We start from the raw sequence: 15,357 nt of genomic DNA, 5'->3' as shown, positions 1-15,357 counted from the left end.
TCGAACGCCGCCGCGCGAGGGATCAGATGCGCACCAGCGCGCGGCGCTGCTGACGCACCAGGCTGATCGCCAGCACGGTGGCGAGCAGCAGGGTCGTCACGCCGAAGATCGTCGCGCCGAGATACTGGCCGCCGATGCCGCCGGCGGTCGCCGCGCTGACCGTCTCGCTGGTCGGCACGAAGGTCGCCGCCGACATGCCGACGTAGTGCATGCCGCAGACCGCCACGCCCATGACCAGTGCGCTGCCGAGCATCTGCGCCACGCCGCGCATGTTGAAGGCCAGCCACAGCGCGGCGGCCGAGGCGACGATCGCGATCAGCACCGACACCGCGACGACGTTGACGTCGTAATGCGTGGTCGCCGCCATGCGCATCGCGGCCATGCCGGTGTAGTGCATGCCGGCGACGCCGACGCCCATGAACACGCCCGCGATGCCGAGCTTGGACCAGGAGAACACGCCGCTGCCGGCGATGGCGAGGCCGGCCATGCACGAACCCATGCCGATGATCGCCGACAGCAGGGTCAGCGGCACGTCGTAGGTCACCTGCACGTCCATCTGGCAGGCCAGCATGGCGATGAAGTGCATCGCCCAGATCGCGCCGCCCATCGCCGCGCCGGCAGCGACGATCGCCTGCGTGCGATCGCGCGAATGAGCCGCGCCCGGAATCCCGATCGCGAGCTGCAGTGCGGTGTAGGAGCCGAGCACCGCGATCAGATAGGACAGCGCGGCGAGCATCGGATCATGGATGCATTGAATGACGTGGTCGTGCATGGCGAACCCCCTCCTCCGGTGGGCGAAAACGTGGTCGTCGCGAAAGGACGCTCCTGTCCCTTCCCGACTCGACGAGGCCGGCGCGGTTGCGGACTCGCTTGCATCGGATCGTCGGCTCGCGCCGCCGACCCGCAGTCGATCCATCCATGAATCGCGCTCGCCGGCGTCCCTTCGGCCGCCGGCGAAATCCTCAGGCGGCGAACGTGAAGACGCAGGCGTCGGCGCCGGTGTTGCGGCAGGACGTTTCCAGGATGCGCGGCCGGCCGAGATGGCCCGGCTCGTTCAGCAGCCCCTCCAGGCAGCCGCGTAGGAAGTGGCAGCTGGCCCCGCGATGCAGGCCGATGCCGGTGAACGGACTGTTCTTGATGCGCAGCGCCTCGCCGTCGAGCTCGGTGCCGCGCAGCAGCTGGCGCATCGCCGGCAGCGCGATGTGCTTGACCGAATCGCTCAGGTTCAGGCGCGCGCCCAGGGTGAAGTCGCGCTTGTAGATCCACGCGCCCAGACGCGTGCCGGCGTAGCGCGTGCTCGCCTCGCGATGCGCCGGCGCGATCTCGTGCTCGAACGCGAGCACGCGGTTGAACACGTCCGGGTACTCGCGCGCCAGTGCGCCGAGCAGCGCTTCGACGCGGCCGGGATCGGGCGCCGCCGCGGTGGTTTCGGGGCGCGCGTCGGACATCAGCGTCCGCGGACGCGCGGGCTCGGGGGGCGGTGCCGCTGCGGCGGTCGCCGCGGCGCTGGCGTCGACGCTGGTGGCCTCGAAGCTCTGCACGATCGGGTGGCTGCCGAGGCGATCTTCCAGCGCGAGCAGGTTCTGCTCCGGACCGCGCACGACCATCGTCAGCACGACGCCCTCGTCGCCGCGCGTCATGCGCTGGCGCTGCAAGGTGAAGCCGCTGGCCACGATCAATCGGCCCAGCTCCAGCAACAGACCTTCGCGTCGGTCGGAGACGACGCGGAACTCGATATCGGCCATGGCCTCCCTCGGACAACACTGCGCGAACGCCGCACGCACCCTGCGGCAGCGCGGAAGTGCGGTCGTCGCCCGGCGGACCCGGCCTCCCGCGAACGGTTGGGTGCGGTTGGCGTCGGCGAGCCGCAGATGAATTCCACAGTTATCTTTGTGAAATTCATGTCTGCGCGGACGCTTTTTCGCACAATCCGGCGCGGTCGATCGCCGAACTGAGACGCCGATCGCAATCCGCGCAGCGGCCCGGCGCCGGTTTTTCCCGGAGCGCCGTTCGCTGCAAAGCAGCATGAATTGCTAAGCTGCGTCCTCGACCCCTCGGAGCGCCTCGATGCAGGAACGCCGCGATGCCGAATTCGGACCGCAGGACCAGGGCCTGCGCGACGACGTGCGCCGGCTCGGGCGCCTGGTCGGCGAGCTGCTGGTCGAGCAGGAAGGCGAGGCGTTCTACGAGCGCGTCGAGTCCGCGCGCAACGCCGCCATCCAGCGCCGCCAGAACGACGAGCCAGCCGCCGCGCTGGCCCAGGAGCTGGCCGGGCTCGATGCCGCCACCGCCGATGCGGTCAGCCGCGCGTTCTCGACCTATTTCCAGGTGGTCAACGTGGCCGAGCGCGTGCAGCGCATCCGGCGGCGCCGCGACTACCAGATCGCCGGCGCGCGGCCGCAACCCGACGGCCTGCACGACGTGCTGCAACGATTGAAGGAGGCCGGCGTCGACGCCGGGGAGATCCTGTCCGCGCTGCCGCGCATCGACGTCGAGCCGGTGTTCACCGCGCATCCGACCGAGGCGTCGCGGCGCGCGCTGCTGGAGAAGGAACAGGAGATCGTGCGCGCGCTGATCGCCGACTTCAGCGGCCCGCGCACCGCGGGCGAGCGCGCGGTCGACTGGGCGCGCCTGCGCATGGCGCTGACCAGCGGCTGGCAGACCGCCGACATCTCGCACGTGCGCCCGTCGGTGCAGGACGAGCTCGACCACGTCGACTTCTACCTGGCCGATCCGATCTACCGCGTGCTGCCGGTGTTCTACGAGACGCTCGAGGACGCGATGATCGCGGTCTACGGCACCTGCCCGCGGCTGCCGCGCCTGCTGCGCTTCGCCTCCTGGGTCGGCGGCGACATGGACGGCAATCCGAACGTCGGCGCCGACACGGTCGCGGCGACCTTGCGCACGCAGCGCCGCATCGTGCTCGCGCGCTACCGCCACGAATGCGCCGAACTCGCGCGCCTGCTGACGCAGACCAGCGATCGCGTCGGCATCGAGCGCGGCGTGCTCGCGCGCCTGGCCGACTACCGCGCGCTGCTGCCCGAGGCCGCGGCGAAGATCCGCCCGCGCCACGCCAACATGCCCTATCGCGGCCTGCTGCAACTGATCGGCGCGCGCCTCGCCGCGACCGCGCACGACGAACCGCAGGCGTATCGCGAGCCGGCCGAGTTCGCCGCCGACGTCGGGCTGATCGCCAAATCGCTGCGCGCCCACGGCGGCGCGCACGCCGGCTGGTTCGCCGTGCGCCGACTGCAACGCCGCATCGACGCGTTCGGCTTCCACCTGGCGCGCCTGGACGTGCGCCAGGATTCGCGCGTGCACGCCGACGCGCTCGGTGAAGCGCTCGGCGAACTGCCGCGCGACGCGGCGCGGCGCGCGCAGCGCCTCGCGCCCTGCGCCAGTGGCGAGCAATCGCTGCCGGCGCCGGAGGACGCACCGACGCTGCAGCGCTGCGTCGCGGTGTTCGCCGCGCTCGCCGATGCGCGCCGCCGCTACGGCGACGGCGCGCTCGGCGTCTACATCATCAGCATGGCCGGCAGCGTCGCCGACGTGCTCGCCGTGCTCGCGCTCGCGCGTGCCGGCGGGCTGGTCGAAGGCATCGGCACGGTGCCGCTCGACGTCGCGCCGCTGTTCGAGACGATCGCCGATCTGCACGCGGCGCCGCAGACGTTCAGGGCGCTGCTGGCCGATCCGGTCTATCGCGCGCACCTGGCCGCGCGCGGCGACCGCCAGACGATCATGCTCGGCTACTCCGACAGCGCCAAGGACGGCGGCCTGCTCGCCGCGCGCTGGTCATTGCAGCGCGCGCAAGTGGAACTGCTCGACGTCGCGCGCGAGGCCGGCGTCACGCTGGTGTTCTTCCACGGCCGCGGCGGCAGCGTCAGCCGCGGTGGCGGCAAGACCTCGCGTGCGGTCATGGCCGCGCCGCGCGGCGCGGTCGACGGCCACTTCCGCGTGACCGAGCAGGGCGAAGTCATCCACCAGAAGTACGGCATCCGCGCGCTCGCGCTGCGCAGCCTGGAGCAGAGCGTCGGCGCGGTGATGCACGCGACCTTGCGCCCGCGCCCGCCGGAGACGCGCGAGGCGCGCTGGCGCGAGGCGATGCGCGCGCTGGCCGATGACGGTGAAAAGATCTATCGCGGCCTGGTGGTCGACACGCCCGCATTCGTCGACTACTTCCGCGCGGCGACGCCGATCGACGTGATCGAGCGCATGACGCTCGGCTCGCGCCCGTCGCGCCGCGGCGGCGCCGGCGGCGTGGCCAGCCTGCGCGCGATCCCGTGGGTGTTCGCCTGGACGCAGTGCCGCTCGAACCTGCCCGGCTGGTACGGCGTCGGCAGCGCGCTCGACGCCGCCGCTGCGCGCGGCGACGAAGCCGTACTGCAGGAGATGGCGCGCGACTGGGCCTTCTTCCGCACGCTGATCGGCGATCTCGAAATGATGCTGGCGAAGAGCGACCTCGGCATCGCCGAGCGCTTCTCCGAACTCGCCGGTCCCCTGCATGCGACGTTCTTCCCGCGTCTCGCCGACGAATTCGTGCGCACGGTGAACTGGGTATTGCGACTGAAGCGCAGCGACCGCCTGCTCGCCGACGACCCGCGCCTGGCGCAGTCGATCCGCCTGCGCAATCCGTACGCCGACCCGATGAACCTGATCCAGGCCGACCTGCTGCAGCGCTGGCGCGCGGCCGACTGTCCCGACGACGAGGTCTTCCGCGCGCTGGTGTCGAGTGTGCACGGGGTTGCGCAGGCGTTGCAGAACACCGGCTGACGGACCGCCCAGTTGACGAATGTATCCTATTGGATACACTTTCGATATGTACACGGTCCGCCTGACGCAAGCGTTTCAGGATTGGCTCGACGCCTTGGATGACACGCGCGCGCAGGTGCGTATCGCAGCGCGCCTGCGCTTCGCGGAAGCGGGAAATCTCGGAGACTGGAAAACGGTCGGCGAAGGCATTTCGGAAATGCGCGTCGATACCGGACCAGGCTATCGCCTGTACTTCACACGCCGCGGCGCGCTGATCATCGTGATGCTCGCCGGAGGCGACAAATCGAGCCAGTCGCGCGACATCAAACGGGCACAGCGCATTGCCCGCGAACTGGAGATCGAATCATGAGCAAGACCGGCAAACGCGCCAAACTCCTTCCGTTCGACGCCGCGCGCTATCTGCGCGACGACGAAGCGATTGCGGAGTATGTGAGCGCCGTCCTCGAGACCGGCGACAGCGACCTTTTGATCCTCGCGCTCGGCGACATTGCGCGCGCGCGCGGCATGGCGCAGATCGCCAAGGATGCGGGCCTCGGGCGGGAGAGCCTGTACAAGGCCCTCAGTCCCGGTGCCAAACCCCGTTTCGATACGGTGTTGAAGGTCGCCCGTGCACTCGGCGTGCGCCTGACCGCCGAAGCGGCTTGAAGGCACCACGCTCGGTCGTCATGCCCGCAAACGCGGGCATTGACCGGCGACCGAGGAATGGCCCTCCTCCGGCACGAGCAAGTGGCATTCCGCCTTACTTGCGCTGCGTTCCGCCAGCGCGCGAGCGGCCATCTCTTCCGAGCTTCCGCAAGGTGAACTACCGGTCACTCGCGGCGAGCTTGGCGCCCGCCGGCCGCACGTACTCCTCGAACACCGCGCGCAGTTCCGTCGGCGCGACCGCCTCGCCTTTCTCGACCCGCTCCGCCAGCGCGAAGAACTTCTCGATGCGCGGCTCGCCGTTCGGTTCCGGGCTGGTGGTGAAATTCGGGTGCGCCGCCTCGTAGCGGGCCCATTCCTCGCGCAGCTCGGACCAGAACGCCGCGGTCTTCTTCCAGTAGTCGCGGCCGGCGCCGAAGTCGTAGTCGGTGATGCGCGTGTAGCTGTTGATGCCGCGTTCGCGCGCGAGCGCCTGCGTGCTGCCGTCTGGCTTCAGCGCGAGCTTGGTGTTGTCCTGCTCGTGGATCCAGCCGGCCGGCGTCAGCGCATGGCGGTTGATCACTTCGAGCGCCTGGTAGTCGCTGCGCTTGGTGTACTCGCGCCTCGGCAGCGGGCGCCATACGCGTTCGGACTCCCACACGTTCTCGCCGTTCGCGTGCACCCAGCGGCCGAGGCCGGCGTAGCGAGGCGCGTCGTCGACTTCGTAGACGGTCTGCGACCACGCGCCGCGCGCGTCGGCTTCGGCGACGGCCTGCGTGTCGAAGCGGCCGAGGCCGCGGAAGCGCAGCATCTGCTTCGGCTGGTACTGCCAGTCCTGGCGCCAGTGCTTGACGACCGTGTGGTCCTTGCCGAGCACCAGGATGTGCTGCAACGAGATGCGCTCGCCGGTGTCGGCGATGACTTCGACCAGCTCGGTGCCGCCGGAGCGCTGCGGCGCGTGCGGCGCGTAGCCGGGCGCCAGCGCGGCGGTCTCGTCGAAGGCGAAGCGCACGCGGAACTCGCCGGCCATCGCGAGGATGCTCTTGCGATCGCAGTCGAACGCGGCCTCCGGCGTGGCCGGTGTCTGCGCGCAGGGCGGCACGTAGTTCGCGGGCGCGGCTTCGGCCAGCGGCTTGGGCGCTTCCTTGGCCGGCTTGGTCGCATACGCGGCGCAACCGGGAAGCGTCAGGACGGCGGCAACCGCGAGAAGTGCAGCCAGGGACGGCCGTGAGTGGATCTTCCGAGGACTCGATCCAGCACACCAGGTCGATCCGACCCGACCGTCGCGATCCTGGGTGGGTCGCACATGAAGCTTGCGGGCTGGCAACGGGCGCATCGGAATCTCCTTCAAGCGGAATGCAGGGGCGAGACGAGCTCGGCGCTTTCGCTGCGCGCGATCGTGCGCGCGAGTTCGAGGCCGAGCAGGGAAAGACGCAGCGGCGGCTGCGCGTCGAGCGTGCGCAACCACGGCAGGCGGCCGGCATCGAAGCGCAGCACGCGCGCGCACCACGCCGTGCCGAAACGTGCCAGCGCGCCGCGCAGGAACGCGGTGTGCGCGTGCCAGCCGGGCGTGTCCTCGCGGGTCGGCGCGAGGCGCGTCGCGGCGGCCATTTCGTCCCAGGCGAGGTAGTCGGTGTCGGGCAGCAGGAACAGCTTCGCGCGCACTTCGTCCTTCGTGTCGCGGAAGCTCAGCCATTCGCGCGGTCCCTGCGGCGTGACCGCGGTGTGCGCGGTGATCGCGACGCAGCGGCCGAGCACCGCGAGCGACGGATGCTCGAGCAGGACGATGCCGCGCGCGCCGATCAGCGCGCGCAGCGGCGGGCTGCGCCGCTCGCGACGCTCCAGCCACAGCACGGCGCCGAGCCGCGGCAGCCATTCGGCCAGGCGCGGCAGATCGAGCGCGGCGGACGCGCGCGGCGGCGGCGCTTCCGAGCGCGGCGCGTTCGCCTCGCTCCAGGCGCCGAACGGCGGCTCGGCGGGATCGGGCGGCAGCGCATTCCGGTCGTCGTGATAGTCGCTCATGCGTGCCTCGTGGGGTTGGGCTCAGAAGGTCGCGCGCAGTCCGACGCGCACCGCGCGGCCCGGTTCGCTGTAGCGGTTGATCGTCGCCGCGCTGTACGGAATCGCGTTGACCATGCCCCAGTTCCAGTAGCGTCGATCGGTGAGGTTGGTCAGCGCGCCGAACACTTCGAGCCGCTCGTACGGTTTCCAGCGCGCGTAGAAGTCGACGGTCGCGTAGCCCGGCGCGGCGAACGGCGCCGCTTCGCCTTCGGCCGGCTTCGGCAGGCGATCCTTGCGTTCGACGAAGCGGCCGAGCAGTTCGGTGCTCCAGTCGTCGCGCTCGTAGGCGAGCCCGACCACGGCGCTGAGCGGATCGACGCTGGCCAGCGGCTCCTTCGCGGTCTCGTCGTCGGCATGCGCGTAGGCCAGGTTGCCCTTCAGCGAGAAGCCGGCGAGCGTGTCGGCGAAGGCGCCGAAATCGAGTCCGTAGCGGATTTCGGCGCCGCGGATCTTCACGCGGCTGCGGTTGACCGACTGGAACAGCATCAAGCCGGTCTCCGGGTCCGTGCCGACGAAGGACTGCGACTCGATGAAGTCGCGATAGCGGTTCTCGTAGGCGGACACGCTGGCGTAGCCGTAGCGACCGTTCGCGCGCAGGCCGAGCTCGAGGCCGTTGCTGGTTTCCGGCTTCAGCTTCGGATTGGGCAGCGCGGTGTAGCCGAATTGCAGGTTGGTGAAGCCGATGTTGACGTCGTTGTACGGCGGCGCGCGGAAGCCGTGCGCGTACTGCGCGAAGGCCGACCAGGTGTCGTCGAAACGCCAGATCGCGCCGAGCTTCGGCGACCAGCTGGTGTGGTCGAGCGCGACCGGGCGGACGCCGGGATTGTCCTCGGCGAACACGCCGTCGTGGCGCGGCTCCATCTTGTAGTAATCCACGCGCAGCGCCGGGATCAGGCTGAGGCGGCCGTCGGCGAGACGCATTTCGTCCTGGGCGAACAGCGCGGCGGTGGTGGTGTCGCTGGTCGGGAAGTCGCGCACCGGGAAGGTGTCCGGCGAAACCACGTTGGTGACGGCGCCGGTGGTGACGTCGCGCTGCCAGCCGTCGCGCTGCTCCTGCGTGCGCGTACGCGCGAGGTCGACGCCGTAGGTGATCGCGTGTTCGACGCCGCCGGTGCGGAAATCCTTGCGCGCGGTCGCTTCCGCGCCGAGCACGCGCTGCTCGAAGGTGAAGCGGCGGAAGCGCTGCTTCGGATTGACCAGCCCGGCGTCGCTCTGCGACCAGCGGTCTTCGTGCGTGTCCTGCGTGACTTCGCTGCGCTGCGCGTAGATCTTCCAGTCGAGGCGGTCGGCGAACGCGGAGACGAGCGGTAACTCCTGGCCGAACGACAGGCGCAGGCGCTCGCTCTCGTCGCGGCCGTCGAGCCGCGTCGTCAGCGTGTTGGTCATCGCGCTGTAGCCGCGGCTGCTGAGCACGTCGGTGTCGACCTTGCCGCGCTCGCCGTCGAAGGTGAGGCGGTCGATGCGGCCGGAGTCGGCGGCGTGCACGTACTTGGCGAGCAGCGCGTCGCTGCGCGTGTCCTGCGGATTGGGGCGCGTGCGGCGCGCGCCTGCGCTGTCGTCCTCGCCCTTCGTGTTCTGCGCGTGGCCGTCGCGATGCGTCGCCACCAGCACGACGCCGTCGCGCGCACTGCCGCCGGCCCAGGTGCCGCTGAGCGCGGTTTCGCGGCTGGCGCTGTCGTAGAGCAGCTTGGCCGAGGCGAACTGGCCGCCGTCCTTGCCGAGGTAGTCGGCCGGGTCCTTGGTGGTGAACGCGACCACGCCGGCGAGCGCGTCCGAACCGTACAGCGAGGAAGCCGCGCCGCGCACGATCTCGACGCGCTTGAGCGCATCGACGTCGACGACGTCGCGGCCGGCGCTGGAGAAGCTGCCGATCGCGAACGCGTCGGGCACCGCGATGCCGTCGACCTCGATGCGCACGCGGTTGCCGGACAGGCCGCGGATGGCGAAGCCGCCGGTGCCGAAGCGGTTGCCGCCGCTGCTGCTGCCGGTCACCGACACGCCGGGTTCGTAGCGCACCAGGTCGGCGATGTCGTGCATCTGGCGGCGATCGATTTCCAGCGCGTCGATCACGCTGACTTCGCTGGCGACGTCCTTCTGCGCGCGCGGCGTCATCGTCGCGGTGACGACGATGCGGTCGAGTTCGTCGAGGATGCCGAGTTCGGGCTCGGGCGTTTCGGCGTGCGCGACGCCGGCGAGCGCGGCCAGCACGGCGCCGGCGAGTGGTGTGCGGATCATGCGGTCCCTGTTCGACAGTCGTTCGGAACAACTGGCTGGCGGGGAACCGGGATGGCGTCCGGCTCGGGCTGGCGACGTTGGAGCGGATGGCCGGCGCGGCGCGCCGGCTTGCGCGGCGGCGGCCGCGCGGGGAAACGTGTTACTTGGTGAGGATCAGCTTGTCGTTGCGCGTCAGGCGCAGGCGGTATTCCTGTCCGGCGTGCTCGATCACCAGCTCGTTGCCGCCGCCGAGCAGCTTGCCGCTGGCGATGCGCTGCGGAGCAGGATTGCGCGGACGATGATCGCTGACCGAAGACGTGCGCGAGCCGGAGTCGAAAACGCCCGGCGCAGCATGATGTGGCTCGAACATGGCTTACTCCCGCGTCGTGGTGGCGGGGTAAATGATAACGATTCTCATTTGAGTGTCAATCACCGGCATAGCCGGACTGCGGCATGGAAGCCGTCGTCCGATTGTTGCCTGCCGGTGTCGCACCTGCCCTTCGAAGTCTTGCGAAGCCAAGGCAGAACGATCCGCGTCGCCGGCCTGCGGATGTCCATTCCATTTCTCGATCGGGTGCAGATTCTCGATCGGGTGCAGACGGTAACCGGGCCGATCGGCCGGGCCGGTGCGCCACGAACTCCCGCGCGCAGGAGAGCGGGACTTCCAACCCGGGACTGGCAATGGGTCGGTGACGTCGGCGCGATCGCCTACAGCGCGATGTCCTCATCGAGGCCATACGCAGGCCGATCCACGGCCTCGCCCAGCATCTCGCGCAGGTCGTCTTCGATCTCGCGGCAGATGCGCGTGATCGGCACGTCGTTGGCGCCGCCCTCGAACGGGTTTTCGGTGCTTTCGCCGACACGGTCGAGCGAGGCGTACATCCACGAGATCAGGATGCCGAGCGGAACGCCGAACCAGACCATGTGGCCCTTCGCCCATCCGTCGACGAGGCCGTCCAGGCGGGCGAACTCGCCCATCACGCCGAGCGGCAGCAGCACGCAGAGGATCCGCACGAACAGCGAATTGATGAAGGCGTGCTGCCTCGGGTACGGGTAGTTCTTGATCCGCTCCGCGCGTCCCTGCTGTTCCTGGAAGTCGCGGATCGCCTTCTGCAGCTCGGCGAACGCGGCCGGGCCGAGGCCACCCTCGTCGAGCAGGCGCCGCGTCTGCGCGCGCTGCAGATCGAGCGCCTGCAGCGCCTGACTTCTCGAGGCGAGCATGCGGGCCGCGTCATCCGGGCCGACGTAGCGGGCCAGCTCCGCCTCCAGCGATTCCTCGCGCTCGTGGATGCGGTACAGGCGGCGGTACTCGACGTTGTAGGCCTTGTCGGTGGTCTCCCACGGCATCGTGCGGCGCAGCTGGTGGCGCAGCGCCGCGAGCCAGGCGAAATGACGCTGCACGAGTTCGCGCGCACGCGCCGGATCGGCGACGGAATCGCGGCAGAGGAAGCCCCAGGCGCGGCTGGCACTGGCGATGGACGACCAGATCTGCTGCGCCTCCAGCATGCGGCCGTAGGTCTGCTGCATCTTGAATCCGGCCGACAGCGCGACCGTGGTGCCGAGCAGGACGACGACGCCGAGCGGAATCGTCAGCCACGTCCATCCCGCCCATTGACGGAGCAGCGCCGGCACGACGGCGAGCGCGATCAGGACGTAGCTCGCGCGCCGCGTCCAGACGACGAATTCCCAAACGGTGTAGGGCTTTCCGATACGCATGAGGCTTTTCCGTAGGCGGCAGGGAGATGCGCGCGCTCATTCGCTACAGCGGACACGGGCCGGCACCGGCCTGGTCCGCTCGAATCCGAAGCGCGTGTAGAGATGGAGGAAGACGAAGAACCCGAAGTAAACGAACATCCAGAAGCGGCCGAACGCGTTCTCGATCGCGGTGACGTCCGCCTCCGGGCCGAACAGGCGCGGGATCCACGTCGTCGACACGCCCGCGCCGACGGCGCCGAGCAGCACGAAGGAGACGGCGAACAGCGCGAGCGCGATCCGGTATCCGCGACCCCGGTAGCGCACCGAGCGCACCGCGCCGCGGTCCAGCCACGGCAGCAGGAACAGCGCAAGGATCGCGCCGAACATCACCGCCACGCCGAGCAGCTTGTGCGGGACGACGCGCAACATCGCGTAGTACGGCGCGAAGTACCACACCGGCTTGATGTGCGCGGGCGTCTCCAGCGGATTGGCTGCGATGAAGTTCTCCGCCTCGAGAAAGACGCCGCCGAAGGTCGGTGCGAAGAAGACCACGAACGCAGCCAGCAACAGGAAGACGCTGGTGCTGAACAGGTCCTCGACCGTGTAGTACGGATGGAACGGGATGCCGTCGAGCGGCACGCCGGCTTCCGAGGTCGCCTCGGAGATCTCCACGCCGTCCGGATTGTTCGACCCGACCTCGTGCAGCGCGAGGATGTGCAGCGTCACCAGCAGCACCAGGACCAGCGGCAGCGCGACCACGTGCAGCGCGAAGAAGCGGCCGAGGGTGGCGTCGCCGGGAAGGTAGTCGCCCATGATCCACTGCGTGAGGCCGTCGCCGACGAGAGGGATCGCGCCGAACAGCGAGACGATCACCTTGGCGCCCCAGAACGACATCTGTCCCCACGGCAGCACGTAGCCCATGAACGCCTCGGCCATCAGCACGAGGAAGATCAGCAGGCCGAGGATCCAGACCAGCTCGCGCGGCTTCTTGTACGAACCGTAGGCCAGCGCGCGGAACATGTGGACGTAGATCACCACGAAGAACAGCGATGCGCCGGTCGAATGCAGGTAGCGGATCAGCCAGCCCCATTCGACGTCGCGCATGATGTGCTCCACCGACGCGAACGCGCCGGCGGCGGACGGCTGGAAATGCATCGCCAGGAAGACGCCGGTGAGGATCTGGTTGACCAGCACGACCAAGGCCAGCACGCCGAAGTAGTACAGGACGTTGAAGTTCTTCGGCGCGTAGTAGCGGCTGGTGTGCGCGGCCAGGAACGAGAGCAGCGGCAGGCGCTCCTCGATCCAGGCGAGCAGCCGGTGGTTCGGGCGAATGCGTACCCATTTCAGTGCCATGGCCGGATTCCCGCGTCAGCTCTCGATCGATGGATTGCGGCCGGACGGAATCGCCGGCTCCGGCTCCGGCTCCGGCGCCAGCGAGACCACGTGTTCGATGCCGCCTCGAAACAGCTTGGTGTAGGGGCAGATGCGCTCGGTGCCGCGAACGAGTTCCGCCGCGCAGCGGCGATCGATCCCGGACATGGACACGCGGACCTCGGCCGAGAGCAGGAACTGCCCGTCGACCGGATCGCGCGCGAACGTCACCGCGGCTTCCACGCCGACGTCCGCCAGCACGAGACCGCGACGCTCCGCCAGCAGCACCAGCGCGCCGTGGAAGCAGGCCGCGCAGCTCGCCGCGAACAGCTGCTCCGGGTTCGTGCCGCCGCCCGGTCCGCCGAGCGCGGCCGGCAGGCGCAGGTGCGTGACGAGCGCGCCGTCGTCGGATCTCGCGATGCCCGAAGCCCGGCCGTGCCCGGTCGTCCCGCCGCTCACGCCGACTCGCGCCGTGTAGAGCGGCTGAGCCTCCTCGCCGTGGTACTTGTCGAGGAAATCCGACGGCGGCCGTTGCAATCCGGACATGGGTCATCCCGCCCGCGCGACTGCGCGTCGCCGCTGCGACTCAGTGCGGCCCGCGCCCGTTTTCCAGGCCGGCGAACTCCGACTGCGCCAGCCAGTGCTCGAAGTCCAGCGCGCCCTTCCGCGCCGGTCCGGCCGGAACCAGGGTCTCGTTCTGCAGCTGCGCGCCGAAGTACGCGGCGTGCGCGTCGGCGACCACCTCGCGCGGGTCCTCGGTGAGGCTCATGAAGCGTTGCGCCAGGCCGACGAGCGACTCGCGCTCGGGACCGGCGATCTCGACGATGCCGCCGGCGGGCGGCTGCAGGGCGAAGTGCGCGACCGCCTCGGCGACGTCCTCGGAAGCGATCGGCTGCACCAGCGCCGGCGACAGCCGTATCGTCGAACCCTCGGCCCCGGACTGGATGATGCCCGGCAGGAACTCGAAGAACTGCGTCGAGCGGACGATCGTGTACGGAATGCCGGAATCACGGATCGACTGCTCCTGCGCGAGCTTGGCGCGGAAGTAGCCGCTGGCGAGAAGCCGGTCGGTGCCGACGACGGACAGCGCCACATGATGGCCGACTCCGGCTCTCGCCTCGGCCGCAGCGATGTTCCGTCCGGCCGTGCGGAAGAACTCCATCGCCGGGCCGTCCTCGAACGACGGCGAATTGGCCAGGTCCACCACGATACCGACGCCGGCCATCGCGGCGTCGAGGCCTGTGCCACTGAGGATGTCGACGCCGGTCGCCGGCGCCGCGGCGATCGCCTCGTGTCCCTGGTCGCGCAGACGCGCGACGACCTTGCTGCCGATGCGGCCGGTACCGCCGATGACGAGGATTTTCATGATGCGTTTCCCGAAGCCTCAGAAGACGGCCGGTCAGTCGCCGCGCGACCGCCGGATGACGTGTCGGAAATGCTAGGAAGCCGCCGCGCCGCGCAGTAGCCCCGGCGGCGGGCACGCGATGTTTCCCGCCGCGCACCAATCGGCTAGTCAGGCTGCGACATCGACGGTCGGCGCCGTGCGCTCCACCTGCGGACGTGCGCAACAGTCCAGGTCCAGCGCGCGCACCTGCGCGCTCATGAAGTCGACGAACGCGCGAATGCGCTTGGGCAGCTGCTCCCGGCTCAGGTAGCACAGGTAGTGGCCGCCGTCGTCGGGAGAGAACGCCTCGAGGCAGGCCACGAGGGTTCCCGCACGCAGCGGTTCGCTGGCCTGATAGGCGGGGAGCTGCGCCAGGCCGTCGCCCGCCAGTACCGCGTGCAACACCAGCTCGGGATCGTTGAAGACGAGATCGGCCGACGGCGCCGCGTCGGCGGCGCGTCCGTCGCGTTTGAAGTCCCAGCGGCACAGCCGCCCGTTGGGCAGCCGCCGGTTGATGCAGGCGTGCCGCGCCAGATCCTCGATCGACTGCGGCAGACCGTGGCGGCGCGCGTACGCGGGCGATGCGCAGACCAGCCTTCGCATCGGGATCAGCTGCTTGGCGATCACCTGGCTGTCGTCGAGCACGCCTTCGCGAAAAGCCACGTCGACGCGGCCGGTCACCAGGTCGGCGTCGCGCTCGTCGAGCAGCAGCTCCAGCGCGACCCCGGGAAAGCGTGCGCGGAACGGGCGCAGCAGCGGCGCGACCACCTTGCGTCCGAAGCCCGGCGTCGCGCCGATCCGCAGCAGCCCGCGCGGCGGCCCTTCGCGCAGATCGCGCATCTCCTCCAGCGCCTGCAGGATGCGCTCCACGCCGGGGCGGCAGTGCTCGAAGAAGCGCTCGCCCTCGCGCGTCAGCGAGGTCGCCCGCGTGGTGCGCAGGAACAGGCGCGTGCCGAGCTGCCCTTCGAGCTTCTGCACGCTGCGGCTGACGGCCGAGCGGCCGATGCCGAGGCGGTCGCCGGCGCGCGCGAAGCTGCCTTCGGTGGCGACCGCGATGAAGGCGACCACGCCGGCATAGCTGGCCGAGAAGCTGGAGGTCAGCGGATCGCGGCCGTCGAGCGGCGCCTGCACGAGCGCGTTCACGAGCATCGCCCGTACGTGATCTCGACACGGCTTTCGCCCGCGGCGCAGGCGGTCGGGAAAGTGTCCATGTCTTCCAGACGTCCGAGCGCGAGACGTTG

14 protein-coding genes are annotated in these 15,357 nt (G+C 69.9%); 3 read left to right on the top strand and 11 right to left on the bottom strand.

Going from position 1 to position 15,357, the window contains the following annotated elements; genetic code table 11:
* Nucleotides 1-22: 22 nt before the first annotated feature.
* The gene (locus J7520_RS02055; protein ID WP_291183264.1) at nt 23-772 is read right to left on the bottom strand and encodes an MHYT domain-containing protein; all 750 of its coding nucleotides are present in this window, start codon (nt 770-772) and stop codon (nt 23-25) included.
* A gap of 190 nt (nt 773-962) precedes the next feature.
* Nucleotides 963-1,745 carry a 4-vinyl reductase gene (locus tag J7520_RS02050; protein ID WP_291183262.1) on the bottom strand — a complete coding sequence of 261 codons (783 nt, stop codon included), beginning with the start codon at nt 1,743-1,745 and terminating at the stop codon, nt 963-965.
* 322 nt (nt 1,746-2,067) lie between these two features.
* Here J7520_RS02050 and ppc point away from each other — a divergent pair, with 322 nt between their 5' ends.
* Genes ppc through J7520_RS02035 form a run of 3 tightly spaced genes read left to right on the top strand, consistent with a single transcriptional unit; the run spans nt 2,068 to nt 5,415 of the window.
* Complete coding sequence (ppc, locus tag J7520_RS02045; RefSeq protein ID WP_291183260.1) at nt 2,068-4,770, top strand: phosphoenolpyruvate carboxylase; 2,703 nt, start codon at nt 2,068-2,070, stop codon at nt 4,768-4,770.
* A gap of 46 nt (nt 4,771-4,816) precedes the next feature.
* Nucleotides 4,817-5,119 carry a type II toxin-antitoxin system RelE/ParE family toxin gene (locus J7520_RS02040; RefSeq protein WP_291183258.1) on the top strand — a complete coding sequence of 101 codons (303 nt, stop codon included), beginning with the start codon at nt 4,817-4,819 and terminating at the stop codon, nt 5,117-5,119.
* Nucleotides 5,116-5,415 carry an addiction module antidote protein gene (locus J7520_RS02035; protein ID WP_291183256.1) on the top strand — a complete coding sequence of 100 codons (300 nt, stop codon included), beginning with the start codon at nt 5,116-5,118 and terminating at the stop codon, nt 5,413-5,415. The genes J7520_RS02040 and J7520_RS02035 overlap by 4 nt, the downstream gene beginning before the upstream one ends.
* Nucleotides 5,416-5,572: 157 nt before the next feature.
* On the opposite strand, the gene J7520_RS02030 is transcribed toward J7520_RS02035, so the two are convergent.
* From J7520_RS02030 to J7520_RS01990, 9 genes are all read right to left on the bottom strand, one after another.
* A complete protein-coding gene (locus J7520_RS02030) occupies nt 5,573-6,727 on the bottom strand; it encodes a DUF6607 family protein (protein ID WP_291183254.1) in 1,155 nt (384 codons plus the stop codon).
* A gap of 11 nt (nt 6,728-6,738) precedes the next feature.
* Entirely contained in the window at nt 6,739-7,413 is a 675-nt protein-coding gene (locus tag J7520_RS02025) for a hypothetical protein (protein WP_291183252.1), read from the bottom strand.
* Nucleotides 7,414-7,434: 21 nt separating this feature from the next.
* Nucleotides 7,435-9,687 carry a TonB-dependent hemoglobin/transferrin/lactoferrin family receptor gene (locus tag J7520_RS02020; RefSeq protein ID WP_291183250.1) on the bottom strand — a complete coding sequence of 751 codons (2,253 nt, stop codon included), beginning with the start codon at nt 9,685-9,687 and terminating at the stop codon, nt 7,435-7,437.
* Nucleotides 9,688-9,826: 139 nt separating this feature from the next.
* Nucleotides 9,827-10,036, bottom strand: coding sequence for a hemin uptake protein HemP (locus J7520_RS02015; RefSeq protein WP_291183248.1), 210 nt, complete (start codon nt 10,034-10,036; stop codon nt 9,827-9,829).
* 338 nt (nt 10,037-10,374) lie between these two features.
* On the bottom strand, nt 10,375-11,382 hold the full coding sequence (locus tag J7520_RS02010) for a bestrophin family ion channel (RefSeq protein WP_291183246.1): 1,008 nt from the start codon (nt 11,380-11,382) through the stop codon (nt 10,375-10,377).
* 36 nt (nt 11,383-11,418) lie between these two features.
* A complete protein-coding gene (locus tag J7520_RS02005) occupies nt 11,419-12,714 on the bottom strand; it encodes a cytochrome bc complex cytochrome b subunit (RefSeq protein WP_345776897.1) in 1,296 nt (431 codons plus the stop codon).
* Between the two features lie 15 nt (nt 12,715-12,729).
* Nucleotides 12,730-13,278 carry an Ohr family peroxiredoxin gene (locus tag J7520_RS02000; protein ID WP_291183244.1) on the bottom strand — a complete coding sequence of 183 codons (549 nt, stop codon included), beginning with the start codon at nt 13,276-13,278 and terminating at the stop codon, nt 12,730-12,732.
* Between the two features lie 40 nt (nt 13,279-13,318).
* Nucleotides 13,319-14,098, bottom strand: coding sequence for an SDR family oxidoreductase (locus tag J7520_RS01995; RefSeq protein ID WP_291183242.1), 780 nt, complete (start codon nt 14,096-14,098; stop codon nt 13,319-13,321).
* 147 nt (nt 14,099-14,245) lie between these two features.
* Nucleotides 14,246-15,259 (bottom strand): LysR family transcriptional regulator, encoded by a 1,014-nt coding sequence (locus J7520_RS01990; RefSeq protein WP_291183240.1) that lies wholly within the window; start codon nt 15,257-15,259, stop codon nt 14,246-14,248.
* Between the last annotated feature and the right edge of the window lie 98 nt (nt 15,260-15,357).

Origin of the sequence: Dokdonella sp. (genome assembly GCF_017744955.1) — a bacterium.
Lineage (GTDB): Bacteria > Pseudomonadota > Gammaproteobacteria > Xanthomonadales > Rhodanobacteraceae > Dokdonella_A.
Note: the sequence above shows the minus strand (reverse complement) of the source record. Positions and strands in the feature narration are given on the sequence as shown.

Excerpts from the sequence above, each read along its gene's own strand:
- J7520_RS02055 (WP_291183264.1), bottom strand. The coding sequence starts at position 772 with ATGCACGACCACGTCATTCAATGCATCCATGATCCGATGCTCGCCGCG.
- J7520_RS02050 (WP_291183262.1), bottom strand. The coding sequence starts at position 1,745 with ATGGCCGATATCGAGTTCCGCGTCGTCTCCGACCGACGCGAAGGTCTG.
- ppc (WP_291183260.1), top strand. The coding sequence starts at position 2,068 with ATGCAGGAACGCCGCGATGCCGAATTCGGACCGCAGGACCAGGGCCTG.
- J7520_RS02040 (WP_291183258.1), top strand. The coding sequence starts at position 4,817 with ATGTACACGGTCCGCCTGACGCAAGCGTTTCAGGATTGGCTCGACGCC.
- J7520_RS02035 (WP_291183256.1), top strand. The coding sequence starts at position 5,116 with ATGAGCAAGACCGGCAAACGCGCCAAACTCCTTCCGTTCGACGCCGCG.
- J7520_RS02030 (WP_291183254.1), bottom strand. The coding sequence starts at position 6,727 with ATGCGCCCGTTGCCAGCCCGCAAGCTTCATGTGCGACCCACCCAGGAT.
- J7520_RS02025 (WP_291183252.1), bottom strand. The coding sequence starts at position 7,413 with ATGAGCGACTATCACGACGACCGGAATGCGCTGCCGCCCGATCCCGCC.
- J7520_RS02020 (WP_291183250.1), bottom strand. The coding sequence starts at position 9,687 with ATGATCCGCACACCACTCGCCGGCGCCGTGCTGGCCGCGCTCGCCGGC.
- J7520_RS02015 (WP_291183248.1), bottom strand. The coding sequence starts at position 10,036 with ATGTTCGAGCCACATCATGCTGCGCCGGGCGTTTTCGACTCCGGCTCG.
- J7520_RS02010 (WP_291183246.1), bottom strand. The coding sequence starts at position 11,382 with ATGCGTATCGGAAAGCCCTACACCGTTTGGGAATTCGTCGTCTGGACG.
- J7520_RS02005 (WP_345776897.1), bottom strand. The coding sequence starts at position 12,714 with ATGGCACTGAAATGGGTACGCATTCGCCCGAACCACCGGCTGCTCGCC.
- J7520_RS02000 (WP_291183244.1), bottom strand. The coding sequence starts at position 13,278 with ATGTCCGGATTGCAACGGCCGCCGTCGGATTTCCTCGACAAGTACCAC.
- J7520_RS01995 (WP_291183242.1), bottom strand. The coding sequence starts at position 14,098 with ATGAAAATCCTCGTCATCGGCGGTACCGGCCGCATCGGCAGCAAGGTC.